Source organism: Pseudomonas nitroreducens NBRC 12694, from assembly GCF_002091755.1.
Classification (GTDB): domain Bacteria; phylum Pseudomonadota; class Gammaproteobacteria; order Pseudomonadales; family Pseudomonadaceae; genus Pseudomonas; species Pseudomonas nitroreducens.
The window spans coordinates 64110-82738 of the sequence record NZ_BDAI01000013.1; the positions used below are offsets into that span (position 1 = coordinate 64110).

An 18629-nucleotide genomic window follows, 5' to 3' on the forward strand; every position below is an offset into this window, starting at 1 on the left:
CGAGCAAGGATCAAGGATGCCGCTACGCAGTTATACCCGGCGCAGGCTGCTGCCCCGCCTGGTCTTTTCACTTTCCATGGCACTGCTGCCGCTGCTGCTGGGCAGCGCCATTATCTATTGGCAGGCCTTGCGCAGCCTGACCGTCGAGGCCAGTACCGCTGCGAACGAAGCCGTGCGCCTGTTCGATGTGATGCTCGGCAATGCCACCGGCGCGGCCCGCGTGGCGCTGCTGCACGCCGATGAGTCCTGCGACGAGGCGACCCTGGTGCTCAGGGAGCAGGTCGCCGTAGTGCCGTTCGTCCGCTCGGTCAACCTGGCCCGCGACGACGACATCTACTGTACGTCGCTGTTCGGCGAGTTCGATGAGCTGCTGGACCCTTCTCTCTATGCGCAGGGGCAGTTGCGGATGATGGCCGGGAACCGGGTGACGCCGGACTCTGCCCTGCTGATCCTGCGTCGGCAGCAGGGAATCTACGCGGCGCTTGCCACTGTTGACGGGCGCTACCTGAGCAACACCCTGCAATTGGTCGATCAGCGCAGTGACCTGCAGCTGCAGGTCGGACGGCAGTGGATGGACGAGGAGGGCGCGGTGCGCGACGGCGAGCCGTTGCCGTTGCCGCTGGGGCACGTCGAGCGGCGCTCTGAGCTGTTTCCGTACGCGGTGATCGGTGGCTTCCCTGCCGGGGCGCAGTGGCGACACATCCGCGAAGACTCGCTGCCGCTGGTGGCACTGATGCTCATGTTGGGCGGCGTCTCAGGCCTTGCCTGTTTCTGGCTCTGGGGCCGCTCCGCGACCCCGAGTCTGGAGCTGGAGAGAGCCCTGCTGGCGGGGGAGTTCGTCCCTTACCTGCAGCCGCTGGTGGACGCACGGGACGGCCGCTGGATCGGCGCCGAGGTACTGATGCGCTGGATTCACCCGCGCGAAGGGATGGTCGGGCCGGATCTGTTCATTCCCATGGCCGAACGTTCCGGGCTCATTGTGCCGATGACCCGCGACCTGATGCACCAGGTCGCCGATGGCCTGGCGCCACACGGCGAGTTGCTGGGCGATGGCTTCCACCTGGGCTTCAACATCAGCGCCCGGCACCTCACCGAGCCGGGGCTGTTCGAGGATTGCCAGGAGTTCCAGGCGCGGTTCCTGCCGCATCGTCCCGAGTTGACCCTGGAACTGACCGAGCGTGAGCTGATCGTCTCCAGTGCGGCCATCGACGAGCTGTTCGACAATCTCCATGCCCAGGGCGTCTACCTGGCGATCGACGACTTCGGCACTGGTAACTCCAGCCTGGCCTATCTGCACCGTTTCAAGGTCGACGCGCTGAAGATCGACCGCAGTTTCGTCGCGATGATCGGAGTGGACGCGCTGTCCTCGCACATCCTCGACAGCATCGTCGAACTGTGCGGCAAGCTGAATCTGCGGATCGTTGCCGAAGGCGTGGAGACCGAGGAACAGTGGCGCTATCTGGCGCAATGCGAGGTGGACGTGCTGCAGGGCTATCTGTTCGGCAAGCCGATGGCGCTGGCGGCCTTCATCGAAGCGCTGAAGGCCAGAAACGAAAAAGCCCGCTGAATGAGCGGGCTTTCAAGTGTTCCCTCCACTGAGGAGAGGGAGGATGGTGCCCCGGGAGGGACTCGAACTTATTGATGGAAGGCTCGTGGCGTATGGCTCGTGTTGAGAGTGGTTCGGGTCAGTGCCCCCAATTATGCCCCCAAAGAGAATTGTGCCCTGGCTACTGAGGTTCGGTAACGGTGGCCATCGTCGAGTTGCGGTCCTCTCGGATGCCGCTGGGAATATGTTCTGGGGTGCTCGGCCCATTGTCTGTGGGTGCTTCATTGCGTTCCAGGTACTTGCGAACGTTGTTCGCGCACTTGGCGCTGAAGAAGTCCTCACCGAGTAGGCGCGCGAGTACCTTTTGCAGCGGGCCGCTCAGTAGGTGGATTGCTTTTTCAACCAGGATGACGATGAGAACCAGCGGCAGGATGAAGAGCAGACCGCCAGCAATGGTTGTCTTGATAAACCTGAGCATGATTGCTCCTCCCCAGCGTCAGCGCTGAGTGGCCGATGGGGCCTTACTGTCCTTGGCTTTCTTTCAATTGGCGCCGGCGCTCGATTGGGGCCATTCCAAACCATCGATGGTGAGCGCGGCAAAAGGAGGTTGTTCTCCGGTAACCCAGTTCGTTAGCAATCTGCCCGATACTCAGTTCCGACTCACCCAGCAACTCCTCAGCCCGACGGCGACGTATCTCGTCCACATGCTCCTCGAAGTCGATGCCATCGTTGGATAGCCGTCTCTGTAACGTCCTGGGATTGAGATCCAATAGCTTGGCAACCTGCTCAAGGCTGCAAGCCTGCTTGGGCAGGAGTGCTTGAATATGCCGTTCCACTTCGAACCCAAGCTTCTCATCGGGATTCGCATGGGCTTCTAGGTAAAAGCGAACGATGGAGTGGAGCATGGCGTCATGCCGGGAGCACGGTTTCTGCATGTCGCGTTGACTGATCGCAATCGCGTTGTGGTCCTGGCCGAACAGCACCTGGCAACCAAAATATCGCTGGTAGACCTCAGGGCTGGACTGGGGCTGATGGCGCAGCAGCACCATGGCCGGCTTGAGTGGTGTTCCCAGTAATTCAGACATCAGCAGACGACCGTGCAGCAACGACTTTTCAACGATCTGTGGAATGTCTTGAATACACGGCAAGGCGTTGTCGAAACAAAGCAATGTGCAGCCGGGGCGACGCTCCAGGTGAAAGAGGATCGAGGGGCTATAAACCCGCATGTAGCGCACGACCGCGATCAACCCCTCCCCGGCAGTCGGCGCCGTCTGGGCCAGATGCTGGAGCGGCCCGAGCAACGTTGATTTCTGCCGGGTCGCCAACTCCAGGCCCAACTCAGGCATCTGCAGGGCGTGAGCACTACCTTCGAATATCTGTACGAGGCTCCTGTAGGAGAATTTTTTCTCGTAATTCCCCACCACATCCAGTCCGATTCGGTGAGGTGAAAGGTGCGTGCGCAACGAGCCGCCGCGCTCGGCGAGCAGTTCACCAAATTGCAGGAATGCCGTGCCGCGAACCGTGTCCATAGTCGATCACTCCCTTTGGAAGCCCTGGGGAACCAGGCCCCTCGCAATAAAGCGGCAAGCCGCCAGCTGAACGCCAACGGCTTGCCGACGATACCGTCGGGTATCAGAGCATCAGGGGGTAACGATGTTGAACCAGAAGTCGAAGTTGTCCATGTAGCTCATCAGTTCGTCGAGCTTGCCGGCATCCCCCTGGACCTTGATCTCACCCGAGCTTTCCGCGTCCTTCAGCGTGGACTGTTTGAGCATCAGCTTGTTGAGGGTGTCGCGGGTCAAGGTGATGGTGGCGTCGGCATCCTTAGCCTGCGCGCCTTCGGTGTGGTTGAGCACACCGTTGACCATCTCCAGGGTGTATTTCTGCTTCAAGTCGGTGAAGTCGAAATTGAGGGTGATGTGCTTGTCGGCGACCTCAGGCCCTTTGAGGCGCATGGCCAGGTAGTCGAAGAACAGGTCCAGGTCCATCGCCTTGACGGTGTCGGGGCTGGCGGTGTCCGGGGTGGGCAGTTTCTGCACGCCGTTGCGCAACTCCTGCGCGCCGGTGAGGTAGAAGTTGCGCCACGGGCCGCTTTCGGCCTGGTAGCCGAGCTGTTCCAGGGCGTCGGCCTGCAGGTTCTTCGCTGCCTGGTTGCTCGGGTCGGCGAAGACGACGTGGTTGACCACCTCGGCCACCCAGCGGAAGTCGCCCTTGTCGTAGTACTCCTTGGCCTTCTTCAGCACGGCATCGGCGCCGCCCATCATGTCGACGTAGCGCTTGGCTTCTTCCTCGGGCGGCAGTTCCCATAGGGTCGCGGGGTTTCCGATGAACCAGCCCAGGTAGAGCACGTAGGTGGCCTTGACGTTGTGGTTCAGCGAGCCGTAGTAGCCCCGGTTGGAGAAGCGATCGGCGATGCCCTTGGGCAGTTTCACCTGCTCGGCGATCTCGGTCATGGTCAGGCCCTTGTTGGCCAGGCGCAGGGTTTCGTCGTTGATGTAGCGGTACATGTCGCGCTGCGAGGAGAGCTGGTCGCGGACTTCCTTGTTGCCCCAGATCGGCCAGTGGTGCATCGCGTACATTACCTGGACGTCGTCGCCCCACATTTTCAGCGCTTCGTTGAGGTACTTCGACCAGGGCAGCGGCTCGCGAATCTTCGCGCCACGCAGCGAGTAGGTGTTGTGCAGGGTGTGGGTGGAGTCCTCGGCGGTGTTCAGCGCCTTCAGCTCCTTGATGTAGTACATCATCTCCGCCGGCGCCTCGCTGCCCGGCGCGTAGAGGAACTCGTAGGTGAGGCCGTCGATGACGCGCTTCTCACCGGTCTTGGAAATGATGTCGGTGGGCGGGATCAGGGTTACGGTGCCGGCCGAAGTAGTGGTTCCCAGGCCCGCGCCGAGCTGGCCGGTCTCGCTCGGGGGCAGCAGGTTGCCGTACATGTAGCTGGCGCGGCGGCTCATGGCGGTGCCGGCCATGACGTTCTCCGCTACGGCGTGCTCCAGGAAGCCCAGCGGTGCGTAGATCTTCACCTTGCCGGCCTTCACGTCCTTTTCATCCACTACGCCGCGCACACCACCGTAGTGGTCGACGTGGCTGTGGGTGTAGATCACCGCGACCACCGGCTTCTTCGGCCGGTGCGCGTAGTAGAGGTCGAGCGCGGCCTTGGCGGTCTCGGCGGAGATCAGCGGGTCGAAGATGGTGATGCCGGTCTTGCCTTCGACGATGGTCATGTTCGACAGGTCGTAGTTGCGCACCTGGTAGAGGCCCTTGGTGACCTCGAACAGACCGGAGATATTGATCAGCTGCGACTGCCGCCACAAGCTCGGATTGGTCGTGGCGGGTGCGGCTTCGCCTTCCTTGATGAAGTTGTACTTGGCCGGGTCCCAGATCAGGTTGCCTTTCTCGCCCTTGATCGGCTCGCTGGGCAGCGGCGCGATGAAGCCCTTGTGCGCCAGTTCGAACGACGTCTTGTCGCTGAACGGCAGCTCCTTGAGCAGGGCGTCGTTGGCCGCCTTGGTGGCGTCGGTGGCGGGCTTGGGCGCTTCGGCCGCCCAGGCCTGAGTGGTCATCGAGATGGCCGCGGCCAACAGGAACGACGAGCTGAACTTCCAGAGCCTGGCGGCGCCTTGGCCATCCAGTGGGTTCGAAGATTGCGCGATCAGTTTCATTTCAAGCTCCTTCTTGCTTGATGCGCCGTACCCTTCGAGGTAACTGCCAGCGTGTGTAGTGGTAGTGCAGTGCATCGAAAGCGGGACGCTGTTTACAGTGCATGCTCTGCAAACGAGGCAAGCCACGCCCGGCGGTTTACTTGTGCTTCAACTGTTCATAGGACTTGACCATGTCCCGCGCCCAGCCATCGAGAAGTGCTTTGGCGTCATTGGCGGTCATAACCTGAGAGGAGTTTTCCAGCTCGGTGCCGGCGCCCTTGCGCACGACTTCAGCGACGACCTTGCCGTCGCTGCCGTCGAGGAAGGCCGCTTCGGTGGCGATGCTGGTGTCCTGGTCACGGATGCCGGTGGCGGTGCTTACGCCAGCGGCGATCAAGGCGATGGGGATCACTTCATAGGGCTGCAGGCCCTTGGTCGAGGCGCTGACGGCGGTGATCGCTGGGCGTACCACCAGCACGCCTGGGCCAGGGCCGCTGGCCAGTGGTAGGGCTTTGGCAAATTGGGTTTGCAGGGCCTGGTCGTAGTACTTGGTGATGCCGTCCAGGGTGCTCTGCGGGATCTTCTCGCTGGGCTGCGGTTGAGGGTATAGCTGGCTCGGCTCGACATAGACGCTGGTGAACTGGCTGACGTCGATGCCGGGCTTGATCCAGCGCATCACCGGCGCGCCGGAGGGGGATTTATCTTCCTTGAGGACGCTGTAGTCCTTGAGGAAGCCCGAGTAGTTTTCCGGCTCCACGTATTTGCTGGCGCAGCCAGCAAGGGTGACGGATGCCAGGCACAGGGCCAGGAGTTTGGCGTGCATAGGTATTGCTCCTTGTGGATGTCGCTGTTCGTCGTCAAGCGCGTCGAAACGCGGGTCAGAATCGCCAGGTCGCGCCGCCGCCGATGATGTGGAGGGCAGCGTTCTTGTAGCTGCCGGAAAGAGTTTCCCCGGAGCGCGACTTTGTCTGCTCGACATCCATGTCGCCGAGCCAGACCAGGGTATAGGCCAGATGCAGGTCGAGGCCTTCCTCGACCTGGTAGTTCACCCCGGTAGCCAGGCGCCAGTTTTCGGCCATGGGGTTGTCCACGGTGCGATCCTTGTCATCCACTGCCGAGCTGTCGTAGCCCAGGCCAAGGCTCCAGCGCCATTGCTGGGTGGCCTGGTACTGGGCGCCGATGGAGGCGTGCCAGGTGTCCTTATAGTTCCGGTCGACGGTGCGGCTGACGCCGCCCGCGTTTGCATCCACGTCCACGCCGATCTCACCGAACTCGCTCCAGTCCTGCCAGCCCAGGCTGCCCAGCAGCTTCCACTGCGGGTCGAGCTGGTGGGCAATGCTCAGGGTCGCCGTCTGCGGAATGTTCACGTCCAATTCGAGCGAGCTGACGTCCAGGCGATTCAGTGCTGCGTTGATGATCGGGTTGCTGACCTTGTTCACGTCCGGGCTGTCTTCGAATTCCAGCTTCACCTTGCTGGTGTAGGCGAGGCCTACCTGCGTGCTGTCGCTGAGGCGGTAGAGCAGCCCGAGATTGACGCCGACGCCGACGTCGGTGTCCTTGTACTCCAGCTGGCCGTCGGGGTTGTCACGCAGGCCCAGCAGGTTGTTGTTGATAGCCACCTCGGTGCGGTAGTAGCCGTAGACGATGCGCGGGCCAATACCGACGGTGAGGTCGTCTGTGAACTTGTGGGCAATGGTCGGCTGGAAGGACACGCCGATGATCGCCGTTTCCTGGCTGAAGTAGCGGCCGGCCCAGTCATCGTCGTAGTTCAGCGCCAGGCCGAAGTTGCCGTACATGCCGAAGCCGATGGCCGAGCGCTCGTCGATCTGCTGGCTGACGAAGACGCTCGCACCGGGCAGCCATTGCAGGGCGTTGCCGCCTTCGTTGCCGTCGAACTGGTTGTTGCCGTCGCGGGAGAAGCGGATGTCGCCGAGAATGACCTGGGCATTGGCGCTGACCTGTGTGCCCTTGAGCTGGGCGATACCGGCGGGGTTGCTCATCAGCACGCTGGGGTCGCTGGCCAGGGCAGCGGAGCCCGCATTGGCCAGCCCCATGCCTTCCTGACCGGCTTCGTAGATCATGATGCCGCCGGCGGAGGCGTAGCCGCTCAGAAGCGTGCAGATTGCCGCCAACGTTGCCAAAGCTGAAGTGTGATTTACCCTTGTGCGAACCGAAGCCATCAAGCGTCCTCTGCTCATTGCTCAACATGCCGCCACGTAAGTTCTTTACGCGACAGACCTTGGCTCCGAATGCGCTCTGGAGACGACTACTGACGCTCCCACAGGGGATCGACGACTGTGAAAACCAGCCTAGATAGCCAATCGCGATGTGCAAGCTCACGCTTGGCTTAAGAAATGATTAAGACGCATTAAGTGACAGGCGGATGGGTAGGGTGAGTGCACCCGAAAAAGAACATGTGCTTGCACAAGGAGCGCGAGATCAGGGCTCAACGGTCAATGAAAGCACTCTGTTCCGCTGATCGGTTGTCGTGAAATGAGATGGATGGTTTTGTGAAGCGATCGAGGTCCGCTTATGGCCGGTTGGGCCACTGGATGGGGGATATTGAACGCAGTTGCGGGATTCAAGGCCTAGGTTGGTGTATTGATCGGCTGGAGGCCCCGTCATTGCGGGGTTTCAGTAGAGCGACGAAACAACAACCAACCTAGGAAAAAGCTCATACATAGTGGGAAACCGGGGCTCGAATTACCCTCAGCGTTTCTAGATTCCCTAGGGGCCCCCGATGGATTGAGCCACGTCATCAGTACCGCCCTGGGTGGCCTGGGGGTCCCCACAAATTGTGGCTACCTAGTGTCAGCATCGACTTCCTCAAGCTGAGGAAGTCGATGGCTCACATCTGATCCATGCCAGACCGAGAGCCCTTCGGGCATTCCCGCCACCGCCGCAACCCTGAGCTATGCCTTCCCCCTTGTCGGTGTGTCCGCCGAGCCTTTTCCCCGGCTAAAAGACTGTGGCGGCCTGTGGGCGAGCACCGGCCTTCAGCCTTTACCAGAGAAATTCCTGAATCGCTCTAAAAGCCGCAGCCGGCAAAGGCGAGTGGCGAATCTGAATAATCATCTGTCTCGCATATATCTGACGCTCTACAGCCGTTGGCTGGAGTGTCTGACGTCAGGGGGCTGGGAATGCTGCGCGCCTATTCCATCGTGTCACAGTGGCCGCGTGACTGAAGCGACGATGACCGAGGGGCGGCAGAGAGGCGAGCAGATCTGCTCACATCTGCGCGCGCTGCCCTGGTGAACGGTGGTCCAGTTCTGGGCCATCCAAACCTAACTCCTCAATCCCAAACTTGGCCCGCCATCAGTTAGTGAGGCTCGAATTACTCTCGGATGTACTTGTCTGGGAGGGCCCTGGTCCTCAGTTCATTCGAAACTTCCCTCTCTTTCCTGTTCGCGCAGACTCTCTCTCTCTATCCAGCCATCCACCATTGGCAAGACACTTTCAACCCATTTGCGAACGTCGGAGTGTATTGGGCAAAGCTTAAAGAGCTCTTGCTTTCTCTCTCTGAGAATAAACGCGAGAGAGCCGCTCCAGCCATTAGGCTGTAGTCTGTCCATTGCTCGCCCAAGAAAATCAAATTTATTAGGCGAATGCTCGAGAAGCCTAATAAAATTTGGATTTAATTCGTTAGTTTCCGTATGGTTGTTGTATTTGAACATCGGCATGACACTGCTAATAGCCGGGAATCTAACTTTCGGATCACGGTCGATCCACTTGTCGATAATTTCCTGATTGGCCTCATCAATTGGTGACAACATTCCAGAGCCGAGTGGGCGGATGGCATAGTCGTACTTCGCTGCATCACCTAATAGGAATTCATCGAGCGAGGCAAAAGGCTGCACAGAGAGCAATGCCTTTAAGGTGTAAGAAAAGGTGTGATAATTGATCAGGTGCGTGCTTAATCCAAGAATCAAGTTTCTACATACTAAGCGAACTGGATATTCTCCTTCCTCACCCTTGCAGCACACCTCAATGATTATGCTGAGTCGAAAATCCCTGGTATCAGAGCTCTCGAAAATATCTGGACTCTGTAATATCTTTCGGCCTAGCGTTGACAGATAATTTCCGCAGTAGCTGTTATCCTGCTGGTTCTTAAATAGGCGCATTGATAGCATTTCGGCTGCCACATGAATCCCGCCCTGCATATTTGATATATTCGTAATTAAGTTGCAGAGGCTTCTTACAGGGGTTGTGCTTATCGCGCCGTTTGCGATGCAGTTGAAATCTTTAGCCGTTACCGATTCGGAGTGAATCGCTTTTAGCAGCCTAGCCACTCCCTCCTTATCTATATTGCATCTAGCCTGCAGGTAAGGAAGTATATCCGCCATTTCTTTAGATGTGATCAGAGAGTCAAGGGTTGATCTTGAAAACTCCCTGTTGCTTCTGTGTGCCTGATACATGAAGCCCGCCAGCACCGTGGGTTGCCGAGCATCTTGGCGGCATGAGGCATATGCTTGGCATAGAATGCCCCATGTCTTAGTTAAACTTTTAGAGCCTTTAGCCAAGCCGGCACCGAACTCTAATGCTCTAACTTGCTTTTTAGATTCAATAAGCTCAGGGGCGAAAATTTTTAGTAGGTCTAATGTGCCAGCTAGCTCCGAACCAATTTTCTCTGCAACTTGGGCACTCCGTTCCCATGGCGTTACTTCCGCATCCAAAGGCTCCCCGTCCTCAAAGTCCCAGGAAGTCTCACCACTCAGAATGGTCGCGCGCGCCCTATGCAAAAGGTCCTGAGGCTCTAAAGAGCGTATGATTGCAGAAAGTCTTTCTTGAGCGTCGGAAGGGATCTCATCCCTGTTAAAGTTGAGTGCTGCCCTGAAATTAATCCAGCCCTCGATCCATGGTTCAGTTTGAGACAGGACTCTAGAGCACTCGGTCAGTGTGTCGTAACAGGCCGCAAAAAGCGAAAGCTCCCGTGCACTGCTGGCGATTATTTTTCTAAGACCTGGAAACACAGGCGACAGACTTGTTGCCAGTTTTAGCGCCTCATTATACCAGTTGAAAATATCTCCATTGATTTTTGGCTGCCATCCCCAATCTCTAGGGCGTGCGCCAAATTCGAAGTTACTGGAGGAGGAAAAATGGTGCACCTTCAAAAGAGAGCTTATGGCGATTTCAATGCATGAGTGGCAATCCGGGTCAGCGCTGTTTGCCATCCCAATTATTGTAGACCTCCGTTGCTCTGGTGTGGCCTTGGTTCCTGAGAGATAAAGGTGAAATAACTCCCGAAACATTCCGTTGGTGGAGTTTCTATTATGGTTTTCAGGCTCTGCAGCAGCAAATTTACAGAGGAGTCGAACTGCCACATCAAACATAGACGGCTCATAGGCCAAAGATTTTATTAGACGAGCCCATACCCAGCGCTCATGGTTTTGGTAATGAACTATCAGGCTGCCTCTCGGGCCGTATATCTCATCATGCAGTTTGCGCAGTACGGCCTCGGGCGCGACCGGAGCCAAGTTTGATAGAATATCTAAAGTGTCAGCGCCTTGAGTGAGTAAATTTCCAAAAGGTCCAGTTTCGTGTAACCAGCGAAGAACGGATTGCTGAGCCTCATTACTATCGTGAAGAAAACCAATTCTTCTTGTTAAAGACCGTTTCATCCTAGGGGGTAGGAATTCCACGTGCTTGTCCAGTTTCGATGCGGGGATTTCCTCTAGCGCATATGAAGCTAGTCTATTTGAAATTGCGTGTGGTAGTACTGCGCGCCAGCGTCCACGGGATTGAGCTATTCCTCTGCGCTTTAGCTTGGCTAGCGCTGAGTACAACTCCTCGGAAGAGGAGTTAGTGAAGCCGGAGATGAGATCTAACTCGCCACCTTTCTCGATCGACTCGCCATCAATTGAATACAGTAATGATAATGTTTGCGCGGCGGCCAATAGGCCGACATCCTTCTCGTTTCGCTGCTGAAATATTCTTTCAAATAGTTCTCTGCTCTTAAGACTCCCCAGGCTCTCCCCTTTTTCTATAGTTCCCGCAATTGCTTGGGCGACCCTGAAGTTTCCATCGCTGAAGTCTGCAATAGTGCGGCGATCAATATCAGATAATTCTGGGAATGAGTTTTTAAGCCATTTTTCGACGAGATCCGGAGATGCAGCTTGCATTCTAAATACAGATGTGTGCTCTGGTTCGTCTCCTGCTACATCATACTCAATTGTTAGTAGACTAATCTGGCTGGTTTTTGATGAGCATATCCGCGCAAGCTCAACGTGAGTGGTTGGATTGCAATTGTCGACGACTAAAATTACACGCAGCTCGCGCTCAATTAATTGCCTCGCTAGGTCTCTAGCGGGAGGGTTGGTTTCTATGGAGTAGTCGGTGTATATGGCCAGGCTTGGGTCCAATGGCAGCTCGCCCACACCACTTTCAAATAGCGCTTGAACCAAGCGAGTCTTTCCCAGACCGGACAGACCAATTAGGCGGACACAATTCCCTGAGCGTCGTAACTCGTCGCGCAAATGAGCTATGCCTTCCTCTATCGTCAGCCTAGTAAGCTCGCTCGACCGCTCATCGATCAAGCAGGCAGTCTCGCCGATTAGGTATTCAGATTGCGCGCTCACGCTAGTCCCGGCCCAGTTTCCAATTGTCTGCCAACCGCTAAGCGGAGCGGCGGAACGGCTTTTTACCCAGGCTGATATTCCAGGATATTCATTAGCCCAAGTGGCGAGCCTCTCCCTGTCATAAAAGTCTGTATGGATCTTGTGGGCCTCGTGCAGACTCTCAAGCTGTTCCCGTATGGCTTCTCGCCGTCTCTTTAGTGATAGGTCAGCTACAGAACCCTGAGCACTTACAATGATGTAGGCGCCACGCTGTTTGGCTAGTTCTGAAAATATAGGACGTAGTTTACCTTTAGGTCGCATTTCCCCTGCAATTGCGTTTGCTGGCATGTCAGGCTTTTTAACCTGAAAGCCAGTTACTCGTCGTGGGACAAAGTCGGGACTGGATAAAGGCTCTGGGCACTCCACCCGAACGTCTAGACCTCCATCTGCTGCGTCTTGATTGCCGCCAGCCGTAACCGATGATATTGGGCACCCTTGTTTACGTAGTTCAGCAATTGCTAGCCGTGCAACTAAGGTTCTCAAGTCGCTGTCATTCAAACCGCTGATGTCATCGCTTGTTACCTCGAAGATGGTCATGCTTTGGAGTCCTTTCCCTACTTTGGTCTTGGCCTGATCTCAATCGAGGATGCGAACACCAATGCACAGGTCTTTGAGTTTCATCAACTTCATCAAAAGCCCATGGCGCGCGCCCTTCAGCGCATTCTGAAGAGGTCGAGACCTGTACACTGCTGTTCGCATTATGCTCACCCTGCACGACCTGTAAATATGGCTATAAGCCCGAGAAACTGGGGCTTCCAGGCAGTCTAGGGGGAGACTGTGGTGGAGCATCCCAAAAATCAAAAAATTCTGTCTTACCGCGCGGCTCGACGCCTCCCCCGTGGGGGTGGGGGGTATGCCAGGGTCCCCACCACTGGCCATCCCGACCTGAGAATCAATAGAATCAATCAACATCAGCACTAACAGGGACGCTCAGCATGAAAGGAAGTATGTTCACATTCGCGTTGCTCGCTTGGATTGGTAGTAGTTCAGCACTGGCTGCCGAATTCAGTGCTGCAGATATCTGCAAAGCCACCGTAGCTGTCGAGATGGGCCGTAACACCAAGGGTATGAAGTCGAGCAGCGCATCGTCCTCTGTCCAGATTTCCTATCGTCGCGACGATGGCAACCTCTATAAATACCAATGCAAGATCGACGATACGTCCGCCGTATGGCGCGCCTTCCTGAGTGATACCGGCACTTGGGGACGCTGGAGGAACTCCTACGAAATGGGAGACGCACGAACCAGCTATAGCATCGCCAACGGTGTTCTGAGCATCGAGAACGACCAGCTTGGAACAAAGACGTTTACGAAGAAGGATTTCTAAAAGAAAGCCCGGCGAGTGCCGGGCTTTTTCGTAACTGGGGCTTAAACCGCTCCTTTCACCAGGCCCTCCAGGGAAACCTCGTCGGAGGCATCCACCACCTCCGTGCGGGTGAGAGTCTCGCGGTCCTGCGTGCCGAACAGAGGGATGTGCAGTTTCGTCAGGTGCGCCCCCCAGCCCCCGTTGATCCGATCCGCTGCAACCAGGTGAGCACCGATGCCGGCCAAGATCTTGGCTGCAGTGTTCCACTCCTCGGCGTACTTGCTCCACAGGGCCTCCGACAGCGCAGACTTGGCTACCTGTTCGCGCTGCCTGGAGTCGGCGGCCTGCTGCTTCATGTTGGCCACTTCGCCGTCCATGGTCTCGATGGTGCGGCGCTTCACTCGGATGGTGGCCTCGGTCGCCAGCGCCAGCTCCACAGCTTTCTCCAGTTGCGTGCGTGCAGCTTTCTCGGCCTTGGCGTCTTCCGCCTGGGCGAGTGCCTGACCGGCTGCTTGCTCAGCCGATTCTGCCGCGGACTGTGCTACAGCAATTTCCTCTTCGATGCCCTGGCTTCGCGTTGCGGCCTGCTCAATGCGAGTCTGTAGCGAGGCCTGCAGGCGCTGTTCGGTTTTGATCTGCTCCATCGCCTGGGCAATGGCGGCGCCCGCCGACTCGGCTTTCTCGACCAGCTCCAGGCTACGCTCGGTCTCCTGCACTAGCCCGCGCAGAGTGTTGATGCGCGCCCTGGTATTCGATAGCTCTTCCATCACCTCGTGGCTGCCGTTGTCGATGTGATGCAAGGTCGTGCGCACGACCTTCTTTCGCAGTTCCACCAGCTTGGTTTCCAGGCCGGGGACTCGTGCCTCCAGTTGCTCGATTTCTTCCAGGTACTCATCCCGCTGTTGGAGCAGTTGTTCAGTTCGGGTGGACAGCGGGTGTTTCTGCGTTGCAGCTTTCATGTGACCTCCATAGGTCAAAGTAAGCGCCAGCCCTGCGGCCAGCGCAGGGTCGGTGTTACTCAGTGATCTCGGCGCCGGGCCAGCGCCAGCGCGCTTCAATCAGTGCCTCTTCGAATGTCAGTGGCGGCGTGATCATCGTGCACAGCGGCTTGCCGCCCTGCGTGATCGCCCAGTGCATGCGACGCGTTTTGCCATCCATTGAGCCCAGCTCTGCGAGCAGTTCGAGGCGGTGCCGGCGCACGTACTGGCGGACCTCTTCGGTGAGCCGGCTACCAGGTGAAATGCTGACCTTGTTGCCGCTGATACGGGCGGCGAAACCGCGTTCGGTGAGGAAGTCGAGGGCTGACATCAGAACTCCTCCCGATCAGTTTCATCGTGAGAAGTCGCCTTCGCCTTGCCTGCCCCTTTCCTTGGAGGGGGTGTTTTATCCGTAACATCGTCACAACCCGCGCCAGCCGTGGCTTCTGGCGATTTTTCATCCGTCACGGATGGGGGCTGTGTGACGCTTCCAGATTGGCTGGAACCCGCGCCGTTACTGGTTTGTGCCGATGTGACGCTTGTGACGGGGGTACTAGGGGAAAGGTATCGACCAAAAGCGTCACGGAACTGCTCGAGGGAGTAGCCCTTTTTCGTCATGACGCCGACACGGACGGTGCCCGATTTCACGCCGAAATCGGCCAGCTTTGCGGACAGCTGACGGGGCGACATTGCCTTGCCTCTGTTCCACGTCGACCAGGGTGCTTCCTCATCCGCGATGAGGTATTCGAGCAACTCGGCGCTGAATAGCTTCGTGGCCTTCTTGGCATCGAATGCAGCCTTCACATCACCCAGCAACTCGACGCCGACACTGGGCGCATCACCCTCCAGACCGTGCAATGCGATTGCGGCAGTGCGTGCCGACTTCGGCCAGTGAGCGCCGGCCTGATCCGCGATCGCCAGCAGCGGTTCCCAGGAGTCGTTGGCGCGATCGTTCAGGCCTTCGATGGGCATCGGGCGTGCTTTGCCGATCGCCTCGGAGCTGTCCAGGGCGAAGCGAGCCAGCCGCGACCGCAGTTGCTCCCACAGGGCTGGATCAGAGTGGCGCAGATTCTCCACGCTCTCGCCGGGTGTGCGACGGCGCAGGCGCAGCGGCACGCTCCGATCGGCCAGCGTGTCGGCGATGCGGCCGATGCCACACAGAGCCTTCGCGCCCCACACGTTGAACGGGGTGGGTATGTGGTCGTCACCCACGCAGCGGATGACCACTGCGCTGTCTCTGGTGAATCCGGCATTGAGGATGCCGCGGGCGTCTTCGTGTGCCGCGAGAAAGGCGTCCACCTCATCAATCAGCAGCGTCGGAGACCACAGTTCAATGGAGCGGAACAGCGCTGCCGGCCCGATGTTCGATACCTGCAGCGGGCGGTTGACCAGCTTGCCCAGGGCGGTGAGCAGGACCGATTTACCGCAGCGCTTCTCCGGAGCCGTGATGTTGGCGATGGGGGCTATCTGCACCACGTCGACCAACCAGGTGAAGGTGGCCCACAGTGCTGCCGCGCGAAGCGTCTCCTTCTCCGCTATCACGTGCCGAGCGAGAGCGTGGGTTACATCGTCCAGCAACTCGGCACCATCCACCGGCTTCGACCAAGGCTCCACGTCGGCGAAGATGCTTTGCCCTGCAACAGCTCCCGCTTCCGACTCGGCCGAGACGGTCAGGCGATCGAACTCCGCCATGCTCAGCATCTTGGTTTCCTTCACCTGAATGCGGAGACGGGCGAAGGCTGCAGGGTCCTTGCTGCGCATCGAACGCAGCTCCTCGAGCACGGCAGGTGCGTACAAGGCGCCAGCGTCTTCGGACAGGTTGTGGATGGCTTCCTGAATCGGGCTCTTGGCCTTCAGAGTGATTGGGCTACTCATGGGCCAGCCCTCCACACGTGCAGATCGTTGAAGTCGGTGAGGGATGGCGGCGCGTCGTCGGGCCACTCAGGGAAAGTCACCAGCGCGCCGGCGGCGAGTGCTGCAGCGGTGGCCGCAGTGCGTCCCGGGTTGCCGGGTGTGTTGCGGTCGTCGTCACCGGCAATTACCAGCTGCACTTGGTCGCCGTAGCGGGCCTTCAGTGCCAGCGCCACGGGCATCAGGTTGCCGGCGTTCATCGCACAGGCCACAGCCATGCCGGAGCTCTCGTGGATGGTCGCGCCAGTGGCCCAGCCCTCGCAGATGTAGAGCGGCTTGCCGGCCGTGATCTGGCCGAGCGGCGAGTAGCAACCGGTGATGCGCCCGCCGTAGAGAAAGCGCTTACGGCCGATGGCGCTGATTCGCTGCAGGTTGACCAGCTCTCCTGAGTGGTAGAGCGGCACGAGCAGTTCACCGGCTCGTTGTCGCAGCGCGTAGGAGCAGATGTGCTTGCCGGCCAAGTAGGCGTGAGCGGGATCGGCGCGGCGGGCACTTCCCCACCAGCGGTGAGAAAGCTCTGCTGCGGCCTGGTGGCGTTGCTGCTGTTCGGCCTGCCGCTGTGCGCGGGCCTGCTCAATCCACTGCCGGCTTTCCTCAAGCTCAGTAGCGGACAGTTCGCCGGTGCTGCTCCAGTGATGCACCTGGGCGCTCTTCCACGTACCGAAGGCGCCAGCCGCTACCCCGTCCACGAACAGCACGTACCAACCATTGTGGCTGCCGGCACGATCGCCCGGCACGTGGAAGCGGTGAATGCTGCCGTCGCCTTCAGGCAGCCAATCCAACTGCCCGAAGACGCCCTGCAGGGCCTCGCGGAAAGCGTGTTCCACTTTCTGCAGGCAAGCCGATCTCGTCAGCGCTACGCGGCGCTGTTGAAAAGTCGTCATGGGTTTACTCCTTGGTCAGGCCGTTGAATGCCTGGGCAGTGGGAGTGGGCGCCTGCAACATGGCGCTCAGTTCATCGCGCGCGCGCAGTCGGGCCTGGGTCATCGCTTCAGAGGTCTGCGCGATGCCGAACACCGTTCCGCCGTACACGTTCAGCACGCTCTCAGGGCGAACGCCCCGCAACTTGCTGGCTGCCTTCTTCGCTTCACGGCGCTTGGCAAAGGGACCGCACACACCGAAGGGCAGGACGGGGCGGCGCTCATCGAGGACGAAGAAGTAGCCAACGGCCTGGCTGCGCTTGGGGGCGAATGCCTTCATGCCGCACCTCCCTGCGCCAGCGCCTTGGATGGGCCAGTGCTGAGCACGTCGCGCGCATCGTGAGCAGCGCCCACATGACGGTGGCGCCAGCAGAAGTTGGAGGACAGCACCTGGACGTTCTCCAGGTGGGCACCGAGCTCTTGGCTGAGCGAAGACTGCCAGCCACCCACAGCAGGGATGACGACCAGGCGGATCAGGTTGGCCAAGTGCTCGAACTCCGCGCGAGCGGCGTTCATGTAGGCCATATCCATGTCGCTGAGGCGAGCGTCGCCTACCAGTTCGATGAAGCCGAGGCGGTTAACTTGCTGCATGGTCCACCCCCTGCGCTTCGAGCGCGCGGACTTTGGCCATGGCGGCGTTGTAGCGAGCGAGACGAACAGAGAGGGAGGAGTCAGCACGGAGTGCAGCCAGGGCGCAGGCGCGATGGAAGCGTGCTCGTGCTTTGGACGGATTGAGCGTAAGGACACGACGCTTGGTCATGGGAAAAGCTCCAATTCGAAGGATCTTTTCCGCCCAACTGACGCCAATCAGGGAGGGCGGAACCGTGTGGCGTTGGCGTACCGGGAATTGGAACCGGCGCATCCGAAGATGCCACCACACGGCCCACCCATAGAGGTGCGCGCGTGCAGCGGACACAAAAAAACCGCTCGTAGGCGGTGTGTCCGCCAATTCGTCCGGGACGCCAATCCCGGTCACGGGATTTACCGTGACGGGCAAACCATACCCCCGGCGGGAGGTGAGTGCAAGGGTGTCCATTACGCACCGCCCTCGGAGCAGGCGCCCCAGGTAGCTCGCGCTACAACAAAGTGGTCCTGGCTCACTTTACTTACCGCGTTGATGGGCTGCAGCGTCCTGCGCCGATCCTTCTGGCCACGCTGCGAGCAATCCAATTGCGGGATATTCCCGCATTCAGTTTTGGGCTCATCGCAGGGCAGCGTGCCGATGTAGTACAGCGCCACACGCTGATGCTTGCGGCCGTGCTCGTCGGTCTTGGTTATCAGGTGGGTTTTGATCGGATAGCCGCGATCGCGGAGCTCCTGGATGCGTGCGGCGGGGTGGAGGATGTTGAGCTCGGTTCGCGCGCTCAAGGTGTCGATGGGGCTTTCCTGGACCCGAGCCAAGAGGCGAGCGCGTTGCGCTTCGGTCGCGCTGTCGGAGGTCTGCATTTAGACAGCCTCCCCGCGGCTTTCCGCGATGCGTGCCTCGCACCACTGGATGACTTCGCCCTCGATCCATACTGCGGACTTGGGGCCGAGCATGATCTGTTGGGGGAATTTTCCAGCGCCGATTCGGCGGTAGATTTCGGAGGTGGAGAGAGTGGTCAGGGATTTGACCGACGCCAGCTTGATGAACCGACGCTGAGTCGCGGACTGCACTTGGGAAGTAGCGGGGAGCTTGCTTGCAGTAGCCATCGTTCGTGCCTCCTTGGGCGTGAT

The 18629-nt window shown here is 58.9% G+C and carries 17 protein-coding genes; 2 read left to right on the plus strand and 15 right to left on the minus strand.

Features of this window, described 5'->3' with window-relative positions:
- The first annotated feature begins 16 nt into the window (after positions 1-16).
- Positions 17-1567, plus strand: a complete 1551-nt coding sequence (locus PNI01S_RS24050) for an EAL domain-containing protein (protein ID WP_024762891.1) — start codon at positions 17-19, stop codon at positions 1565-1567.
- 160 nt (positions 1568-1727) lie between these two features.
- Here the strand turns inward: PNI01S_RS24050 and PNI01S_RS24055 are convergent, their stop codons facing one another.
- The 6 genes from PNI01S_RS24055 to PNI01S_RS24080 all read right to left on the minus strand — a co-directional run bounded on the left by PNI01S_RS24055 (position 1728) and on the right by PNI01S_RS24080 (position 12338).
- On the minus strand, positions 1728-2024 hold the full coding sequence (locus PNI01S_RS24055; protein WP_084359476.1) for a DUF502 domain-containing protein: 297 nt from the start codon (positions 2022-2024) through the stop codon (positions 1728-1730).
- 43 nt (positions 2025-2067) lie between these two features.
- A complete protein-coding gene (locus PNI01S_RS24060) occupies positions 2068-3075 on the minus strand; it encodes an AraC family transcriptional regulator (protein WP_084359478.1) in 1008 nt (335 codons plus the stop codon).
- 111 nt (positions 3076-3186) lie between these two features.
- Entirely contained in the window at positions 3187-5208 is a 2022-nt protein-coding gene (locus tag PNI01S_RS24065) for an alkyl/aryl-sulfatase (protein WP_084359480.1), read from the minus strand.
- A gap of 136 nt (positions 5209-5344) precedes the next feature.
- On the minus strand, positions 5345-6010 hold the full coding sequence (locus PNI01S_RS24070) for a DUF3313 domain-containing protein (RefSeq protein WP_084359482.1): 666 nt from the start codon (positions 6008-6010) through the stop codon (positions 5345-5347).
- A 55-nt stretch (positions 6011-6065) separates the two neighbouring features.
- Positions 6066-7367, minus strand: coding sequence for an OmpP1/FadL family transporter (locus PNI01S_RS24075; protein WP_084359484.1), 1302 nt, complete (start codon positions 7365-7367; stop codon positions 6066-6068).
- A 1197-nt stretch (positions 7368-8564) separates the two neighbouring features.
- Complete coding sequence (locus PNI01S_RS24080) at positions 8565-12338, minus strand: hypothetical protein (RefSeq protein ID WP_223186779.1); 3774 nt, start codon at positions 12336-12338, stop codon at positions 8565-8567.
- A gap of 398 nt (positions 12339-12736) precedes the next feature.
- On the opposite strand from PNI01S_RS24080, the gene PNI01S_RS24085 reads away from it, so the two are divergent.
- Positions 12737-13126, plus strand: coding sequence for a hypothetical protein (locus tag PNI01S_RS24085; protein WP_256576714.1), 390 nt, complete (start codon positions 12737-12739; stop codon positions 13124-13126).
- 41 nt (positions 13127-13167) lie between these two features.
- On the opposite strand, the gene PNI01S_RS24090 is transcribed toward PNI01S_RS24085, so the two are convergent.
- The 9 genes from PNI01S_RS24090 to PNI01S_RS24130 form a co-directional block, all read right to left on the minus strand.
- On the minus strand, positions 13168-14163 hold the full coding sequence (locus PNI01S_RS24090) for a hypothetical protein (protein WP_143514269.1): 996 nt from the start codon (positions 14161-14163) through the stop codon (positions 13168-13170).
- Positions 14120-14413 carry a hypothetical protein gene (locus PNI01S_RS24095; RefSeq protein WP_017522314.1) on the minus strand — a complete coding sequence of 98 codons (294 nt, stop codon included), beginning with the start codon at positions 14411-14413 and terminating at the stop codon, positions 14120-14122. Before PNI01S_RS24095 ends, PNI01S_RS24090 begins: the two co-directional genes overlap by 44 nt.
- Positions 14413-15957, minus strand: a complete 1545-nt coding sequence (locus PNI01S_RS24100) for a DUF3631 domain-containing protein (protein ID WP_084359489.1) — start codon at positions 15955-15957, stop codon at positions 14413-14415. Before PNI01S_RS24100 ends, PNI01S_RS24095 begins: the two co-directional genes overlap by 1 nt.
- Positions 15954-16877: a toprim domain-containing protein gene (locus tag PNI01S_RS24105; protein ID WP_084359491.1), complete on the minus strand. Its 924-nt coding sequence runs from the start codon at positions 16875-16877 to the stop codon at positions 15954-15956. Before PNI01S_RS24105 ends, PNI01S_RS24100 begins: the two co-directional genes overlap by 4 nt.
- 4 nt (positions 16878-16881) lie before the next feature.
- Positions 16882-17193, minus strand: coding sequence for a hypothetical protein (locus PNI01S_RS24110; RefSeq protein ID WP_084359493.1), 312 nt, complete (start codon positions 17191-17193; stop codon positions 16882-16884).
- A complete protein-coding gene (locus tag PNI01S_RS24115; protein ID WP_084359495.1) occupies positions 17190-17504 on the minus strand; it encodes a hypothetical protein in 315 nt (104 codons plus the stop codon). The genes PNI01S_RS24110 and PNI01S_RS24115 overlap by 4 nt, the downstream gene beginning before the upstream one ends.
- A complete protein-coding gene (locus tag PNI01S_RS24120) occupies positions 17491-17673 on the minus strand; it encodes a hypothetical protein (protein WP_084359539.1) in 183 nt (60 codons plus the stop codon). The genes PNI01S_RS24115 and PNI01S_RS24120 overlap by 14 nt, the downstream gene beginning before the upstream one ends.
- Before the next feature lie 275 nt (positions 17674-17948).
- Positions 17949-18359 carry a helix-turn-helix domain-containing protein gene (locus PNI01S_RS28775; RefSeq protein WP_084359497.1) on the minus strand — a complete coding sequence of 137 codons (411 nt, stop codon included), beginning with the start codon at positions 18357-18359 and terminating at the stop codon, positions 17949-17951.
- Complete coding sequence (locus PNI01S_RS24130; protein ID WP_084359499.1) at positions 18360-18605, minus strand: helix-turn-helix transcriptional regulator; 246 nt, start codon at positions 18603-18605, stop codon at positions 18360-18362. It lies immediately after the preceding gene.
- Positions 18606-18629: the final 24 nt, after the last annotated feature.